This is a genomic window from Murinocardiopsis flavida, assembly GCF_003014485.1.
Taxonomy (GTDB): Bacteria; Actinomycetota; Actinomycetes; order Streptosporangiales; family Streptosporangiaceae; genus Murinocardiopsis; species Murinocardiopsis flavida.
Genome location: NZ_PYGA01000005.1, coordinates 307,218 through 322,597, shown reverse-complemented (window position 1 = coordinate 322,597; position 15,380 = coordinate 307,218). Strand labels below are relative to the sequence as shown.

Here is a 15,380-nt window from a genome sequence, read left to right as displayed (position 1 = left end):
CGACATCTCGAAGCGTGGGGGACGGCCGCGTTCTCTGTCCGGGAAACGATTGATCCGGGTAGGCCAGGTCCCCGGGCAAGGTTAAACAACAAGCTTAGGTGCGGTGGGTGACGCCGTTGGGCAGTTCGAGCCATTGGGCCATCAGTGCCAGTTCGGCGCGTAGTTCCTCGGCGGCCTCGGGTGGTGCGTCGGGCTCGTAGGTGACCTGCTGGACCAGCAGCGCGCCGCCCTTGCGGTCGGACTTCAGGTCGACCCTCGCCACCAGGCGGTCGCCCAGCAGGAACGGCAGGACGTAGTAGCCGTGCTTGCGCTTGGCCGCCGGGACGTAGATCTCCAGGCGGTAGTCCATGGCGAACAGCATGCTGGTGCGCTCGCGCTGCCAGACGAGGGAGTCGAACGGCGACAGCAGCGCCCGCGCGTGGATCCGCCGCGGGACCCGCGCCGCGTGGTGCAGGAACCCCGGCCGCTTCCAGCCCTCGATCGACACCGGGACCAGCTCGCCCGCGTCGACCAGGTCGGCGATCGCCGGGCGGGCCTCGGCCCGGCTGAGGCGGAAGTAGTCGCTCAGGCACTGCTCGGTGGCCACACCGTGGGCGCGGGCTGCGATGCGGACCAGCTCGCGGCGGGCGTCGTCGGGCTCGGGGTCGGGGGTGGCGTGGACCTCCGACGGGAGGACGCGCTCGGGGAGGTCGTAGCGGCGCTCGAACTGCCGAGTGCGACCGTCGGTGCTGATCTGGCCGGACCAGAACAGGAACTCCAGCGCGGTCTTCACCTCCGACCAGTCCCACCACGGGCCTTTGGCGCGGCCGCGCTGGTGCTGCAACGCGTCCTCGATGCCGCGGGTCGTGACCGGGCCGGAGCGCCGTACTTCGTCGAGGACGTCCTTGACGAGATCGGGCCGCTCCTCGGCGATGGCGCGCATGCCGCCCCACGCTTCGTTGCGGGCGCGCGCCATGCGCCAGCGCAGCAGCCGGTGGGTGGCCGGTGGGATGAGGCTCGCCTCGTGCGCCCAGTACTCCACCAGGTGCCGGGTGCGCCGGGAGGACGCGCGTTCGAGCAGCCCGGGGTCGTAGGGCCCGAGCCGGGCGAAGAACGGCAGGTACTGGCTGCGGGTCAGCACGTTCACACTGTCGATCTGCACGACGCCGACCTGGTCGACGACCCGTCGGACGTGCCGCAGGGTGACGGCGCCCGCCGGTCGTGCGGCGGCGAAGCCCTGTGCCGCAAGCGCGATGCGCCGGGCCTGGGCCTGTGAGAGCGAGGAGTCGCGCCGCGGGTGCGGGAGGGGCTGCGGCTGCGGTGCGCTTTCGTACATGAGTGCTAAGGGTAGCGGGTGTCGGTGCCCCGGCGCTCAGGCCGACTCCGGCCCGGTTCGGAGCGGTTTTGCCCTCAGCGGTTGTTCTGGTGCTCCTCGTAGTACTCGCGCAGCCGTTCGAGGTCTTCCTCGCTGGGCCAGCCGGACTCGGGGGACTCGGTGGGCTCGGCGGTCTCCTTGGGCGGTTCGGCGCGGCGGGTCGGCGTGCTGCTCGGGCTCGGCTCCGGCTTGGGCTTCTTGGCCTGGGTGGCCGACGACTCGGCGTGCTGGGTGCCCGATGAGCCGGCCGCATCCCGCGAGGGCTCCGGCGAGGGCGAGGGGGTCGCCGGTTTGTCGCGTTCGGGGTCGGGCGAGGGTTCGGCGCGGGCCGCGGAGGGCGTGGCGTCCTGGCCCGCGCCGTCGGGCGCGGTCAGCATGATGAGGCCGCTGGCGGCGCCCACGGCGATCACCGCGCCGATGGCGAACCAGTGCCAGCGGGTGAGGTCGTGGAGGCGGTCGAGGGCGCGGGTCAGGACGCTGCGGCGCGGTCCGGGGCCGGGCGGAATGGAGACGTCGATTTCCATGGGGTGGCTCGCTGCACGGTGAAGGGGGGATCGGAGGAGGCGGGGGCGACCCGGCGTGTGCGGCCGTTCCGAACGGTGAGCGTCCAGTCACCCGGTGCCCGATTCTTGCATGAAACCGGGGCAGGTGAGAAGGATGCGCACGAATGGGGCGGTGGGCGGCCGCGGATCAGCGGCCGCCCACCGCCCCATTCCCTTGCGTGGCGGGCTGCTGCCCCCTATTCGACGGTGCGGTGCACGTCGGTCCTCTCGGACGGGCCGGGTTCGGCGGCGGCGATGAGCGGGCCGGGGATGGAGGGGTCGAGCACCCCGTCCTCCAGCCACGCGTACCGGCCGTCGAGGACGCGTTTGGCGAGCCTGCCGTCGATGTCGTCGGTGTTGTCCCACATGGCGGTGAACAGCTGGTCGATGCGCAGCTTGGACTGCCGCGCGAACACGTCGGCCAGTTCCAAGGGGCCCGTGTCGCGCTCGGGGTGCTCCTTGCGGTCGCTGTGCGCCCGCAGGACCACCGCGCTGATGGCGAACAGTTCGGCGCCGATGTCGACCACCCGGGAGAGGAAGCCCTGCTTGGTCTCCATTCCGCCCTGCCACCGCGTCATCGCGTAGAAGGTGGAGCGCGCCAGCTTGCGGCTGGTGCGCTCGACGTAGCGGAGGTGTTTGGCGAGCGGTCCGAACTCGTTGAAAGCGGTGGGCCGCTGCCCTTCGCCGACGACCAGTGTCGGCAACCAGCCGGCGTAGAAGGTCCCGGCCTTGGCGACGGCGCGCGCCTTTGCCGCGCGGTCGGCGTCGGGGTCGATGATGTCGCCCGCCACCGAGAGGTGCGCGTCGACCGCCTCGCGAGCGATCAGCAGGTGCATGATCTCCGTGGAGCCCTCGAAGATCCGGTTGATGCGCAGGTCGCGCAGCATCTGCTCGGCGGGGATGCCGCGTTCGCCGCGTGCCGCCAGCGACTCCGCGGTCTCGAACCCGCGGCCGCCCCTGACCTGGATCAGCTCGTCCGCGACGGTGTAGGCCATCTCCGACGACCACAGCTTGGCGATGGCGGCCTCGATGCGGATGTCGTTCCGCTCGTCGTCGGCGAGCTGACCGGCGAGTTCGAGCATGGCCTCCATGGCGTAGGCGGTCGCGGCGATGAAGGAGACCTTCTTGGCGACCTCCTCGTGCCGCCCCACGGGTCGTCCCCATTGGACGCGTTCGGCCGACCACTCCCGCGCGACCTTGGTGGCCCACTTCCCCGCGCCCGTGCACAGCGCCGGCAGCGACAGCCGGCCGGTGTTCAGGGTGGACAGCGCGATCTTCAGGCCCTCGCCTTCGCGCCCGATGCGGTTCTCGCCGGGGACCCGGACCCGGTGCAGCCGGGTGACGCCGTTCTCCAGGCCGCGCAGCCCCATGAACCGGTTCCGGTTCTCGACGGTGATCCCGTCGGAGGCGCTTTCGACGACGAAGGCGGTGATGCCGCCCCGGTGCCCTTCGCTCTTGGGGACCCGCGCCATGACGACCAGCAGGTCGGCGATCACGCCGTTGGTGGTCCACAGCTTCACCCCGTCGAGCAGGTAGCCGCCGTCGCCGTCGGGTTCGGCCGTTGTGCGCAGCCGGGCGGGGTCGCTGCCGACGTCGGGCTCTGTGAGCAGGAACGCGCTGATGTCGGTCGTCGCGCAGCGCGGCAGGAAGCGCTTCTTCTGGTCCTCGGTGCCGAACATCCGCAGCGGCTGGGGGACGCCGATGGACTGGTGCGCCGACAGGAGCGCCCCGATGGCGGGCGACACCGAGCCGACGAGGGTGAGCGCCCGGTTGTAGTACACCTGGCTCAGCCCGAGGCCGCCGTAGGACTCCGGGATCTTCATGCCGAACGCGCCGATGCCCTTCAGGCCCCGGATGACGTCGTCGGGGATCTGCTCCTCGCGTTCGATGCGGTGCGCGTCGATTCCGCCGCACAGGCCGCGCAGCTTGCCGAGGAACGCCTCGCCGCGCAGGACGGCGTCGGGGCCGGGGCGCGGATAGGGGTGTACCAGGTCGAGGCGCAGACGCCCGAGGTACAGCTCCTTGCCGAAGCTGGGCAGCCGCCATTCGGATTCTCGGGCGTCCTCGGCGACCTTGCGGGCCTGGCGTTCGTCCACGTGCTGGGGGCTGGGCTCGGTCGCGGTCATCGGCTCACCTCATCGGCAGTTGACGGGGTATGAAGGTCGGGGTATCAAGGCAGCGAAACGGGTGTGATGTCAGACACACCTCTACCCACCGGTAGGAGCGGCAACCCCGGCGGGTGCTTTCAGCCGTCGGTGCCGCGCGCCGGGATGCGCACGGTCACCGTCACCCCGGAACCCTCGTGCCCGTTGCGCGGGACCAGGTGCACCGTTCCGCCGTGTGCCTCGGCGATCGCCCGCACGATGGCGAGTCCCAGTCCGCTCCCGCCGCCGGGGGCCCGCGTGCCGCGGTAGAACCGGTCGAACGCCCGCTGCTGGTCCTCGCTGCTCATGCCCTGGCCGTCGTCCGACACGGTGAGGACCGTCTCGGCCGGTCCGGTGCCCGCCGACAGCCGCACCGTCGCCGGTGTGCCCGGCGGCGTGTGCTCGCGGACGTTGCCGAGCAGGTTCGCGAGGATCTGCCGGAAGCGGGTCTCGTCGATCTCGCGTTCGAGGTGGTCGGGGACGTCGAGCCGGAGCCGCCTGCCGGGTTCGAGCGCGCGGGCGTCGGCGACCACGTCGCGCACCACGGCCGCGAGGTCGCAGCGGTCCCATTGCAGTGAGCCGGACCGGTCGAGCCGCGCCAGCTCCAGCAGTTCCGCGACCAGCCGGCTCATGCGCTCGGCCTCGTTCTCGATGCGGCGTATCGCGCCCGGCAGCTCCGCGTCGGGGATGGCCCCCTGCCGGTACAACTCGGCGTAGCCACGGATGGTCGTGAGCGGCGTGCGCAGCTCGTGCGATGCGTCGGCGGCGAAGGAGCGCACGCGCTCCTCCGACGCCTGCTGGGCGGCGAAGGCCCGCTCGATGCGGCCGAGCATGGTGTTGATGGCCATGCCGAGCCGCCCGACCTCGCTGAAGGGCTCCGCGCCCGGGACCCGGTCGGCGAGGTCGGACCCGGTGGAGATCTGGTTGGCCGTGGTCTCCATCCGGTCGAGCGGGCCGAGCCCGCGCACGATGAGCCAGCGCCCGATGAAGGTCAGCCCGCTCAGCAGCAGGCCGGCGGTGATCAGCTGAGTGAGGACCAGCTGCCACGGGTACGCCTCGCGGTCGTCGGTCGGCACCCCGCTCACCATGACGGCGTCGGAGCGCAGCCGCACGGTCGCCCGGTGCGCCGGCACCCCGTGGTCGGGGTCGCCGAGTTCGAAGATCTCCTTGCTCTTGCCGTACGCGACCAGCCGCTCCAACGGGATCGAGTTGATGCGGCTGATGACGACGTCCTCGCGCTGGGTGTCGCCGTAGACGTTGTCGACCTTGCCGGTCTTGGGGCTGAGCAGCACCACGAAGTACGGCGACGGGCTGGGCGCCTCGACGCCCACGGGCGGGGTGCCGTTGTCGAGCCGCACCATCGCGCGCTCGGCGGCGAGCACCACCTGGGCGTCGAGCCGTTCGGTGATGAACGACCGGAGCATCAGGAAGCTCACCACGCAGGTGAACAGCAGCCCGACGCCGGTCACGGCGAGCAGGCCGATCAGCAGCCGGGAGCGCAGCGACCGTCCGCGCTGCATCTACCGGGAGTCCTCAAGGCGCAGCGCATAGCCGACGCCGCGCTGGGTGTGGATGAGGGAGGGGCCGAGCGGGTCGAGTTTGCGGCGGAGGTAGCTCACGTAGGTCTCGACGATCTGCGACTGGCCGGCGTAGTCCCAGCCCCACACGTTCTCCAGCATCTGCGCGCGGCTCAGCACCTGGCCGGCGTTGCTCATCAGGAACGACAGCAGCCGGAACTCGGTGGGGGAGAGCTCCAGCGGCACGCCGCCGCGCCGGACCGTCCAGGTGCGCTCGTTCAGTTCGAGGTCGGCGAAGCGCAGGACGCCGTCGTCGTCGCGGGTCGCGCTCGCGCCGTGGTCGTCGCGCCGCGCCCGGCGCAGGAGGGCCCGGATCCGGGCGACCAGGGCCTCGACGGAGAACGGTTTCGTGACGTAGTCGTCGCCGCCGAGGGACAGCCCGGTGACGGTGTCGGAGGGGGTGTCGCGCGCGGTGAGGTAGATGACCGGCACGTCGTCGTCTGCCGCGCGCAGCCGCTTGCACACGTCGAATCCGCTGATGTCGGGCAGCAGTACGTCGAGCACGATGAGGTCGGGCCGCGCGTCGTGGGCGCGCGCGAGTCCCTCGCGTCCGTCGGCGGCGGTGCTGACCTCGAAGCCGTGGAACCGGAGTGCGGCCTGCACGAGATCGCGGATGTTGGGCTCGTCGTCGATCACGAGCACGTGGGGCTGTGTCGAGGTTTCGCTCATGGGGTCACCTCAAGGAGGCGTTCGATGACGCCGCTATTGGCGGGGGTGTTCGTGCGGACTCTCCATGATGCCGCAGTTCGGCCGGTGCCCGCCGGGCGGCACCGGTTCGCCCGCTGGCGGGGCGCCCGGAGTACCGACCGGTGGGCAGGACTACTGACCAGTGGGCACGAGAAGGGGGATGGCGGAGCGCGCCGTGCCCGCCATCCCCCTGGAAGGATCGCCACCTACGCCGTCGCCCCAACGGCGGACCGTGGTCCGTGGCCGTGCCCTTCCTGCTCCGCGGCCGGCGGGGACGCCCCGTCTCCACCGGTTCGCGGGAGCGGGCGCCGAGGTCGTGCCCGTCGGCGCCTCCCGCGGTCCATACAAGTCCACGATGCTGGGACGCGGCAGTGGGGACGCTGGGAAATCCCTGAGTCGCGCGCCGAAAAGGCCGCGAAAGGGCCGCCCGGACACCGGGCGGAGGCGGCCGGTCACCAGCGGTCCCGTGCGCGGGGTGCCGCGCGCCGTTCGGCGCGCCCGGGCGACCGCCGGGCGCGGCCCGCGGAAATTCTCCGAGATCGATGTGAACCGAAGACCGGTTGCGGCCATCTAACTCAGTAAGCGATCACCCCGGCTCGACGCAGCAGTCGCGATGCAGGTGCCTGGAGTCGCGTGAGGGGTCCCCGGTGCGGAGGACGGCCGTACCGAGGACCCCCTCTTCATGACTACTGCCCGCCGATCGGCCGCGATAACGCCGCGGCGGCGCCGCCGGTCGGCCGCCCTATGTCGGTGCCCCGCGCTAGCCTGGCCGATGTGCGTATAGCGACGTGGAACGTGAACAGTGTCCGGGCGCGGTCCGAGCGGATCGCCGCCTGGTTGGAGCGCAGCGACGTCGATGTCGTCGCCATGCAGGAGACCAAGTGCCGCGAGGACCAGTTCCCCGCGTCGGTCTTCACCGACCTCGGCTACGAGGTGGCGCACCACGGCCTGTCCCAGTGGAACGGCGTGGCGATCGCCTCGCGGGTGGGGCTCGACGACGTCCGAGTCGGCTTCCCCGAGCAGCCGGGCTACGGCGAGCCCGCCGTCGAGGAGGCGCGCGCCATCGGCGCCCTGTGCGGCGGGGTGCGCGTGTGGAGCCTGTACATCCCCAACGGCCGCGAGGTCGACCACCCGCACTTCGCCTACAAGCTGCGCTGGCTCGACCGCCTGCGCGCGGCCGGTGCGCAGTGGCTGGCCGAGGATCCCGGCGCGCAGATCGCGCTGTGCGGCGACTTCAACGTCGCGCCGCACGACGACGACGTCTGGGACATCGCCGAGTTCGAGGGGGCGACCCACGTCACCAAGCCCGAGCGCGACGCCTTCGAGGCGGTGGTCGACGCCGGGTTCGCCGATGTCGTGCGCCCCCACACCCCGGGCCCCGGTGTCTACACGTACTGGGACTACAAGGGCCTGTCGTTCCCCAAGCGCAAGGGCATGCGCATCGACTTCCTCCTGGCGTCGCCGGGGCTGGCGGCGCGGGTCGAGGGCGCGCGGATCGACCGCGAGGAGCGCAAGGGCAAGGGCGCGTCGGACCACGCCCCGGTGATCCTCGAACTGGCGTGAGAAACCGGCGTGCGCCCGGCCGCCGCGCCGAGCGGGGTGCGCTTCGGCGCCCGCGCCCCGGCTCGCTAGTCTGACGAGGGTGACTGACACTTCCCCGCCGCAGATCGCGGTCTTCGGCAGCATCAACATGGACCTCGTCGCCTACGTGGAGACCGCGCCGGGCAGCGGGGAGACCGTCACGGGTACCGCGTTCCGGCAGGTGCCCGGCGGCAAGGGCGCGAACCAGGCGGTCGCGGCCGCGCGCGCCGGCGGCGAGGTCGCGTTCCTCGGCGCGGTCGGCGACGACGCGTTCGGCACGGTCCTGCGCTCGAACCTGGTCGACGCCGGCATCGAGGTGTCGGGGCTGCGGATGGAGAACGGCCCGTCCGGCATCGCGCACATCGTCGTCGAGGGCAGCGGGGCGAACTCCATCATCGTGGTGCCCGGGGCGAACGGCACGGTCCGCGGGCTGCGCGAGGACGACGTCCGGCTGCTGTCGGGCAGCGCCGCGCTGCTGCTCCAGCTCGAACTGCCGTTGGAGGGCGTCCTCGCGGCGGCGCGCGCGGGCCGCGCGGCGGGGGTGCCGACCGTGCTCACCCCCGCTCCGGCGCGGGCGCTGCCCGACGAACTGCTCGACGCCGTCGACCTGCTGGTGCCCAACGAGCACGAGGCCGCGGCGCTGACCGGCGAGAGCGACCCGGGGCGGGCGCTCGAAGCGTTGCTGGAGCGCGTCCCCGAGGTGATCATCACCCTCGGCGAGGACGGTTCCCTGTACGGCGGCCGCGGCACCGGACCGGTCAAGGGCGCCGCGCTGCCGGTCGCCGCCGTCGACACCACGGCGGCCGGCGACACGTTCTGCGGCGCGTTCGCCGTGGCGCGGGCCGAGGGCGCCGACCCGGCCGACGCCATGCGGTTCGCCGCGACCGCGTCGTCGTTGGCGGTGCAGCGGCACGGGGCGAGCACGTCGATGCCGTACCGGTCGGAGATCGACGCGGCGCTCCCAGGGCGCTGACCACCGGTTTCACCGGGAATGGGCTGAGAACAGGCAGGGCGCGCCCGATCGCGGCCGGATGTCCGGTTCGAGATAGTTGGGGTTTCGGGCAATTTGCGGGAACCTGTCCCGAGTACTACGTGTCTAAGCGAGCAGCCGGGTACTCCTCGTGAGGGGAGTCGAGCCCGGCGCGCCTGACGCACGGCACGCCAGCGGAGTCCGGTCGAACCGGGGGTACCGCGGGCGGCCCCGGCCGTGCACCGTGAACCCCACCGCCCCCTCCGAAGGACGCGTTCGCCCCAATGCCCGATGACGAATTCCGGGATGTGCCCCGGAACGACGACGACCCTGTTTCCCCGGACGATGCTGTATCCCCGGACAAGCCGGAGGACGACCTCTGGGACGACCTGCGCGACAACCCCGAGTTCGACCGCCGGTCCCGGTCGGCCGGCGCCGACGCGCACGAGCCGGCGCCCGACGACGACCCCGACGTCGTCCCGGCGGCGGTCGACCCCGACGACTCCCGCAGTGCCCGGCGGCGGCGCGACCGTCGCGACCGGCGCGGGCGCCTGGTCATGGCGGCGGTGTTCGGCGTCGGCCTGCTGACCACGGTGGCGATCGCCGTCACCGCGTGGTCCATGCAGGTCTCCGCGCCGGAGAGCGCCGCACCGCCCCCGGAGTCCTCGTTCGAGTCGAGTTCCCCCAGCCCGTCGGCCTCGCCCGAGGCATCCCCGTCGCCGTCGCCCAGTGAGTCCCCCGGCACGCCGCCCGAGCCGTCCGCCCCGCCCGAGCCGGAGGTGGAGCACCAGGCGCAGGCGCAGTCGCCGCCGCCCGAATCGGAGGCGTCGGCCACGCAGCAGGAGCGGACGCCGGACGGTTCGCCCGACCGGACTTCGCCGCCGGCCGACAACAGCGGCCAGCCGCCGGCCGACCCGGGGAAGGAGTCCTCGCCGCCGCCGACCCAACCGACTGATCCCGGGGAAGACCCCGATGACGGTGAGGACGACGGCTGCTGGATACCGATCTTCTGCCCCAAGTGACGACCCCGCTGACGCGGGCCGGGCTCGTCCCGGCCCGCGAATCATGGGTGATCTGCGTCACGCCGTAATGTCCGGGATCCCGCCGGTATAGGCGTTCCGTGATCGGGTGCCGGGGTTCGTCGGCGCGGGGCCGTACCGCGCCTGCTTAGGGTGCGAAGAGTTGGGTGCGGGGCCGCCGGTCCCGCACACGGCCGCGCCCGGCCCCACCGGTCGCACGACCCCCCGTCACGGACACGGCGATCCCATGAACGCTGACCCACCCGCGGGGCCCGCAACGGGCCCCAACCGGAGTACCCGGCGACGACTCGCCCGGCAACGCCGGCGCCGCAGGCGCATCGCGCTCCTCGGCATCGGCGCGGGCGCCGTGGCGGCCGTCGCGGCGGCGGTGCTGGTCCTCGGCCCGGCGCGCGGCGAGGATCCCAGTGCCGCCAGCGACAACACCGTGACCTTCCCCGATTCCGCGCCGTCCGACCCGGCGGTGTCGCGCTCGGCGTCGCCGGATGCGCGCGAGAGCGCCGCCCCCGACGGTGTCGACCCGGAGCGTGCCGGCCGGCCCGATCCGAGCCCCGGCCCGCCCGTCGAGAGTCCCACCGCCCGGCGCGGCGACGACCCGCGCAGTGAGCGGCCGTCGCGGTCGCCCAGTGCGACGAAGACGCCGAAGCCCCCGCGGCCGAGCCCCACGAGGGAGCCGACCCGCCCGCCGAGCCCCACTACCTCGCCGGACCCGACCCCTGACCCCACGCGCCCGTCGGGACCCGACCGGAGCAGCAGCCCTAACAGCAGCGGTCGACGGTAACCGACCGACAGGAGCAGTCGGCAGTAGCCGGTCGACGGCGGCGCCGGGGCGCTACATCTGCTCGGGCGCCTGCACACCGAGCAGGTCGAGCCCTTGGACGAGGACGCGCAGGGTGGCCGCCGTCAGCGCCAGCCGCGACGCCCGCACGGAGTCGTCGTCGGCTTTGAGGACGGGGCAGCGCTCGTAGAACGTGGTGAACGCCTGCGCCAGCTCGAACAGGTAGCCGCTCAGCCGGTGCGGCTCAAGGGTGTCGCCCACGTGGGCGACGACGGGGCCGAAGCCGAGGAGGGTCAGCGCCAGCGCGCGCTCGGCGTCCTCGCCCAGCTCGATCGGGCCGGTGGCCTGCTCGGGTTCGAGGCCGCCCTTGCGGAAGATGGAGCGGATCCGGGCCGCGGCGTACTGGAGGTAGGGGCCGGTGTTGCCGTGGAGGGCGAGCATCCGGTCGAAGTCGAACACGTACTCGGTGTCGTGCGCCACCGACAGGTCGGCGTACTTGACCGCGCCGATGCCGACCTGCTGGGCGATCCGCGCCCTGGTGTCGGGGTCGAGGTCGGGGCGGGCCTCGCCGACGACCTTCGCCGCGCGCTCGATGGCTTCGTCGAGCAGCGCCATGAGCCGGATGGGCGCGCCGCTGCGGGTCCGCAGGATCTTGCCGTCGGTGCCGAGCACGTTGCCGATCTGGACGTGGACCGGCTCGGTGCCGTCGGCCCAACCGGCGGCCTTGGCGGTGCCCCACGCCATCTTCAGGTGCATGGCCTGCGGGGCGCCGATGACGTAGACCGCGCGGTCGGCCTTGAGGACCTCGGAGCGGTACTTGAGGGTCGCGACGTCGGTGGTGCCGTAGCCGTAGCCGCCGTCGCTCTTGCGCACGATCAGCGGGACCGGCTTGCCCTCGCGGCCGGTGAAGCCGGGCAGGAAGACGCACAGCGCGCCCTCGCTGACGACAGCGATGCCCTTCTCCTCCAGTTCGTCGCAGATGCCGGCGAGGGCGTCGTTGTACATGCTCTCGCCGGCGAGGTCGGCGTCGGTGAGGGTGACGTCGAGCTTGGCGTAGATGCGGTTGAAGTACGCCTTGGACAGCTCGATGAGCTCGCGCCACAGCCGCAGGGTCGCGGGGTCGCCCGATTGCAGCGCGACCACGCGCGCCCGCGCCCGCGCGGCGAACTCCTCGGAGCCGTCGAACTTGGCGCGCGCCGCCTGGTAGAAGCGGTTGGGGTCGGTCTTGACGAGGTCGGCCTCCGCGGAGCCCTCGCCGACCTCCAGCAGGTGCTCGATGAGCATGCCGAACGGCGTGCCCCAGTCGCCGAGGTGGTTCTGCCGGATGACGTTGTGCCCGAGGAACTCCAGGGTGCGTGCGAGCGCGTCGCCGACCACCGTGGTGCGCAGGTGCCCGACGTGCATCTCCTTGGCGACGTTGGGCGCGGAGTAGTCGATCGGGATGTTCTGGCGCTGCTGCACGGGCACACCGGCGCGGGGGTCGGCCAGGAGTTCTTGGGCGCGGTCGGCGATCCAGTCGGCCCGCAGGGTGAGGTTGATGAAGCCGGGCCCGCTGATCTCGATGTCGCGCACGACGTCGCCCGCGTCCAGGTGCGCCACGATGTCGGCGGCGACGTCGCGCGGCTTTCGGCCGAGCCTCTTCGCCAGCGCCAGGGCGGCGTTCGCCTGGTAGTCGGCGAACTGGGACGGGCGGATGACGGGGTCGGTTCCGGCGTACTCGGCGCCGAAGGCGGCGCCGAGCGCGGTCTGGACCCGTCGCGCGAGAACATCTTGCGGGTCGGCCATGCGGCAAGCCTACCGACACCTGCCCACCTGAATGCGTTGAGCTGGGGAGACCGGTTCACCGCGCTGTACGGGCGGCGCGCAGGGCGCGCACCGCCGGCCACCACAGCAGCGCGAGCGCCCCGGCGCCGAGCAGCGACCAGGGGACGCGCCACCACCAGGGCGGCGTGCCGGGGGCGCCGGGGGCGCCGGGGGCGCCGCCGGGCGGGTCCGGTGCGCCGTGGTCGGCCCCCGCGGTGAGCGACCGTGCGCAAGCGCAATCGGCCAATGGGGACGGCCCCGCCGAGGTAGCGGTGGGTGGTGCCGAGGCCCGCCCCGGCGCCCAGCGCCTCGGCGAAGCCGGTGAGGGCCGCCGCGGCCGGGGCGTCGCCGAAGACGACGGCGTCGCCGATGGCGACGGTGCTGGCCGACGCGGACAGTCCGAAGACGAGGGGGCCGGAGTCGACGTCGCCGGGGGAGTCGTCGCCGCGCGGGAACTCGCGGACGGCGGGCAGCATGCCGATCTCCGAGGCGAACTCCGCGCGGAACGTCCGGTAGTCGCGGGCCGCCCACTCGGGGTCGATCTCGGCGAGGAAGCGCAGCAGCAGGGCCTGCGAACTGCCCCGCGCGCCTTCGGTCGGGTGCCCGGTGCCGGGGTCGGAACTGTGCGGGAGCAGGCCGGTGCCGGGGTCGAGCCGGTCGCGCGCGGCGCCGGTCCACCGCGCGATGGTGTCCGCGGAGGCGCCGGAGCCGGTGATCCGGTCGTGCTGGCGCAGCGCGGCGACGGCGACCACGCTGTCGACCGGCCAGGACCGCCCGGGGTAGGCGGCGAGGAACGGGGTGCCGTCCCGCGGTCCGGCGTCGAGCGCGGCGTCGAAGGCCGCGCGCAGCGCCTTGGCGTCCTCGTCGAGCCGGGCGGCCTCGCGCGGTGCGGCGGCGGGCCCGCCCGCGGCGGAGACGATCCGCCCGCGCAGCCACGCCGTCCACCCGGCGTGGAACACGCCGTGGGCGGGCCGGGCGTCCGCGGGGAACGGCGCGCGTCCGGCCGGAGACTCCAGCCGCCGCAGCGACCAGCGGGCCTCGCGCAGCGCCCGGTCGCGGTGCGCCGGATCGAGCACGGCGACGTCGGTCCAGCTCAGCCCGTACAACGCGTGCGTGAAGAAGTACCCCTCGGGAAAGAGGGCCTGCATGTCGTCGCCTGCGCCCGCGCGCAGGGCACCGTGCAGGAACTCCAGCCGGGGGAGGGCGACGGCCGCTGTTTCGGCGGGGGTGCGGTCGAGCGGCGACGGTGTCGCCGACCGCCCCGCGGCGATCCCCACGGCCCCCGTTGCGGCGACAGCGGCGGCGACGAGGACCAGGGCGACGACGCGGCGTCGGGCCGGGGCACGGCCGGGGCCGGTGGACGGGGGCATCGGCGGCTCCTCGGGGGTGGGGGGCGGTGCGGGGAGAGGGAGTGACCGGGCCGGTTACTCCTCGCTCTGGCTGAGGCGGTGCAGCCAGCCGGTGGCCCGCCCGCCCGCGGTGACGCGGCGCCGGACCTGGTCGGCGATGCGGCCCTCGACGAGCCGTTCGGCGAGGACGCAGGCCCCGGCGACCCCCTGGGCGCGGCTGGAGCCGTGGGCGATGACCACGGTGTTGTTCAGGCCGAGGAGCACGGCGCCGCCGTAGGTCTCGCTGTCGACCCGCTCGCCGAGTTCGCGCAGCGACCGCCGTTGCAGGAACGCCCCGGCCTTCGCCATGGGCCCGGAGCTGAGGGCGCCGCGGACCTCGTCGAGGACGAAGCGGACCGTGCCCTCCACGGTCTTCAGGGCGACGTTGCCGGTGAAGCCGTCGGTGACCACGACGTCGACGTGCCCGGCGAGCAGGTCGTGGCCTTCGATGTTGCCGCGGAAGTTGAGTTTGGGCGGACCCTCGGCGATGGCGGCGAGCATCTCGGTGGTGCGTCGGGCCAGCCGGTTGCCCTTGCCGGGTTCCGCGCCGATGGTCAGGATCCCCACGCGCGGCTCGGAGATGCCGTGCGCCGTGTGCGCGTAGGCGGCGCCGAGGTGCGCGAACTGCACGAGCATCTCCGGTTTCGCGTCGGCGTTCGCCCCGGCGTCCAACAGGATCGTCGGGTTCGGCCGCGTCGGCAGGGCGACCGTGAGCGCCGGCCGCAGCACGCCCGGCTGGGTGCGGAGCCGGACGGTGGAGGTGGCGACCACCCCGCCGGTGGTGCCGGCCGACACCAGGGCGGCGGCGTCGCCGTTGCGGATCAGCTTGCACGCGACGGCGACGCTGGACCGCGGCCGCCGCCAGCTCGCCAGGGCGCCCTCGTGCATGGCGAGCACCTCGTCGGCGTTGACGACGGGGATGTCGGTGGCGCCTTCGGCGCGCAGCAGCTCGGTGATCTCCGCGCGGCGGCCGACGAGGACCAGGCGGACGCCGTGCTCGCGGACGGCGCGGACGGCGCCCTTCACCACTTCCCCTGGCGCGTTGTCGCCCCCCATCGCGTCGACCGCGACCACCGGCGGGCGTGGCCCGCCGCGAGGTGGGGTGCTCAAAATGGGGCTCCTCGGTGTTCGGGCTCAGGGTGTTCGGGCTCAGGGTGGACGGCGGGTGTCGGGTAGCGGACGGGACAGCCAGGTGACCCTGGGTAGTGGAAACCCGGCCTTTCGGCTAACCGGGCTTTTCGGATACTACGAACACATTGCAGGTCAGGGCTGCAATTTTGGAAAAGTGGGTAGGAGTCTCGCCACTTCGGGTACGTCCGATTCTTGGCTCGGTCCGCAATGACGCACCGGGTGCAGGTTCTCACCGCATTGTTCACGTTATGGGCGGCGCCGGGGGGCGTGAACACGCCGGGACGACGATGTCCCACCAGCCGACCGTTCGGTATCGGTGCTGCCCATGGCTCGATCGAGAAAGTCGAAAGGAGACGCGTGAGCGTGACACATGACGCGGAGCCGTCCT

The 15,380-nt window shown here is 73.1% G+C and carries 11 protein-coding genes; 3 read left to right on the top strand and 8 right to left on the bottom strand.

Going from position 1 to position 15,380, the window contains the following annotated elements; genetic code table 11:
* Positions 1 to 94: 94 nt before the first annotated feature.
* From CLV63_RS10150 to CLV63_RS10130, 5 genes are all read right to left on the bottom strand, one after another.
* A complete protein-coding gene (locus tag CLV63_RS10150; RefSeq protein WP_106582674.1) occupies positions 95 to 1,315 on the bottom strand; it encodes a winged helix-turn-helix domain-containing protein in 1,221 nt (406 codons plus the stop codon).
* Positions 1,316 to 1,389: 74 nt separating this feature from the next.
* On the bottom strand, positions 1,390 to 1,878 hold the full coding sequence (locus CLV63_RS10145; protein WP_106582673.1) for a hypothetical protein: 489 nt from the start codon (positions 1,876 to 1,878) through the stop codon (positions 1,390 to 1,392).
* A 215-nt stretch (positions 1,879 to 2,093) separates the two neighbouring features.
* Positions 2,094 to 4,022 carry an acyl-CoA dehydrogenase family protein gene (locus tag CLV63_RS10140; protein ID WP_106582672.1) on the bottom strand — a complete coding sequence of 643 codons (1,929 nt, stop codon included), beginning with the start codon at positions 4,020 to 4,022 and terminating at the stop codon, positions 2,094 to 2,096.
* A 119-nt stretch (positions 4,023 to 4,141) separates the two neighbouring features.
* Positions 4,142 to 5,560 carry a sensor histidine kinase gene (locus CLV63_RS10135; RefSeq protein ID WP_106582671.1) on the bottom strand — a complete coding sequence of 473 codons (1,419 nt, stop codon included), beginning with the start codon at positions 5,558 to 5,560 and terminating at the stop codon, positions 4,142 to 4,144.
* Positions 5,561 to 6,286 carry a response regulator transcription factor gene (locus CLV63_RS10130; RefSeq protein ID WP_106582670.1) on the bottom strand — a complete coding sequence of 242 codons (726 nt, stop codon included), beginning with the start codon at positions 6,284 to 6,286 and terminating at the stop codon, positions 5,561 to 5,563.
* 792 nt (positions 6,287 to 7,078) lie between these two features.
* On the opposite strand from CLV63_RS10130, the gene CLV63_RS10125 reads away from it, so the two are divergent.
* The 3 genes from CLV63_RS10125 (at position 7,079) to CLV63_RS10115 (ending at position 9,877) form a co-directional block, all read left to right on the top strand.
* Positions 7,079 to 7,867, top strand: coding sequence for an exodeoxyribonuclease III (locus CLV63_RS10125; RefSeq protein ID WP_211301236.1), 789 nt, complete (start codon positions 7,079 to 7,081; stop codon positions 7,865 to 7,867).
* 79 nt (positions 7,868 to 7,946) lie between these two features.
* The gene (locus CLV63_RS10120) at positions 7,947 to 8,858 is read left to right on the top strand and encodes a ribokinase (protein WP_106582668.1); all 912 of its coding nucleotides are present in this window, start codon (positions 7,947 to 7,949) and stop codon (positions 8,856 to 8,858) included.
* A 281-nt stretch (positions 8,859 to 9,139) separates the two neighbouring features.
* The gene (locus tag CLV63_RS10115; protein WP_106582667.1) at positions 9,140 to 9,877 is read left to right on the top strand and encodes a hypothetical protein; all 738 of its coding nucleotides are present in this window, start codon (positions 9,140 to 9,142) and stop codon (positions 9,875 to 9,877) included.
* A gap of 847 nt (positions 9,878 to 10,724) precedes the next feature.
* Here CLV63_RS10115 and argS read toward each other — a convergent pair.
* The 3 genes from argS to plsX all read right to left on the bottom strand — a co-directional run bounded on the left by argS (position 10,725) and on the right by plsX (position 14,917).
* Positions 10,725 to 12,455: an arginine--tRNA ligase gene (gene argS, locus CLV63_RS10110; protein ID WP_106582666.1), complete on the bottom strand. Its 1,731-nt coding sequence runs from the start codon at positions 12,453 to 12,455 to the stop codon at positions 10,725 to 10,727.
* 55 nt (positions 12,456 to 12,510) lie between these two features.
* Positions 12,511 to 12,720 (bottom strand): hypothetical protein, encoded by a 210-nt coding sequence (locus CLV63_RS33165; protein WP_146165541.1) that lies wholly within the window; start codon positions 12,718 to 12,720, stop codon positions 12,511 to 12,513.
* A gap of 1,177 nt (positions 12,721 to 13,897) precedes the next feature.
* A complete protein-coding gene (plsX, locus tag CLV63_RS10100) occupies positions 13,898 to 14,917 on the bottom strand; it encodes a phosphate acyltransferase PlsX (protein WP_106582716.1) in 1,020 nt (339 codons plus the stop codon).
* Between the last annotated feature and the right edge of the window lie 463 nt (positions 14,918 to 15,380).

What these genes read in the sequence shown, in the direction of transcription:
- CLV63_RS10135 (WP_106582671.1), bottom strand. Translation starts at nt 5,560, where the DNA reads ATGCAGCGCGGACGGTCGCTGCGCTCCCGGCTGCTGATCGGCCTGCTC.
- plsX (WP_106582716.1), bottom strand. Translation starts at nt 14,917, where the DNA reads ATGGGGGGCGACAACGCGCCAGGGGAAGTGGTGAAGGGCGCCGTCCGC.
- CLV63_RS10130 (WP_106582670.1), bottom strand. Translation starts at nt 6,286, where the DNA reads ATGAGCGAAACCTCGACACAGCCCCACGTGCTCGTGATCGACGACGAG.
- argS (WP_106582666.1), bottom strand. Translation starts at nt 12,455, where the DNA reads ATGGCCGACCCGCAAGATGTTCTCGCGCGACGGGTCCAGACCGCGCTC.
- CLV63_RS10140 (WP_106582672.1), bottom strand. Translation starts at nt 4,022, where the DNA reads ATGACCGCGACCGAGCCCAGCCCCCAGCACGTGGACGAACGCCAGGCC.
- CLV63_RS10150 (WP_106582674.1), bottom strand. Translation starts at nt 1,315, where the DNA reads ATGTACGAAAGCGCACCGCAGCCGCAGCCCCTCCCGCACCCGCGGCGC.
- CLV63_RS10145 (WP_106582673.1), bottom strand. Translation starts at nt 1,878, where the DNA reads ATGGAAATCGACGTCTCCATTCCGCCCGGCCCCGGACCGCGCCGCAGC.
- CLV63_RS10115 (WP_106582667.1), top strand. Translation starts at nt 9,140, where the DNA reads ATGCCCGATGACGAATTCCGGGATGTGCCCCGGAACGACGACGACCCT.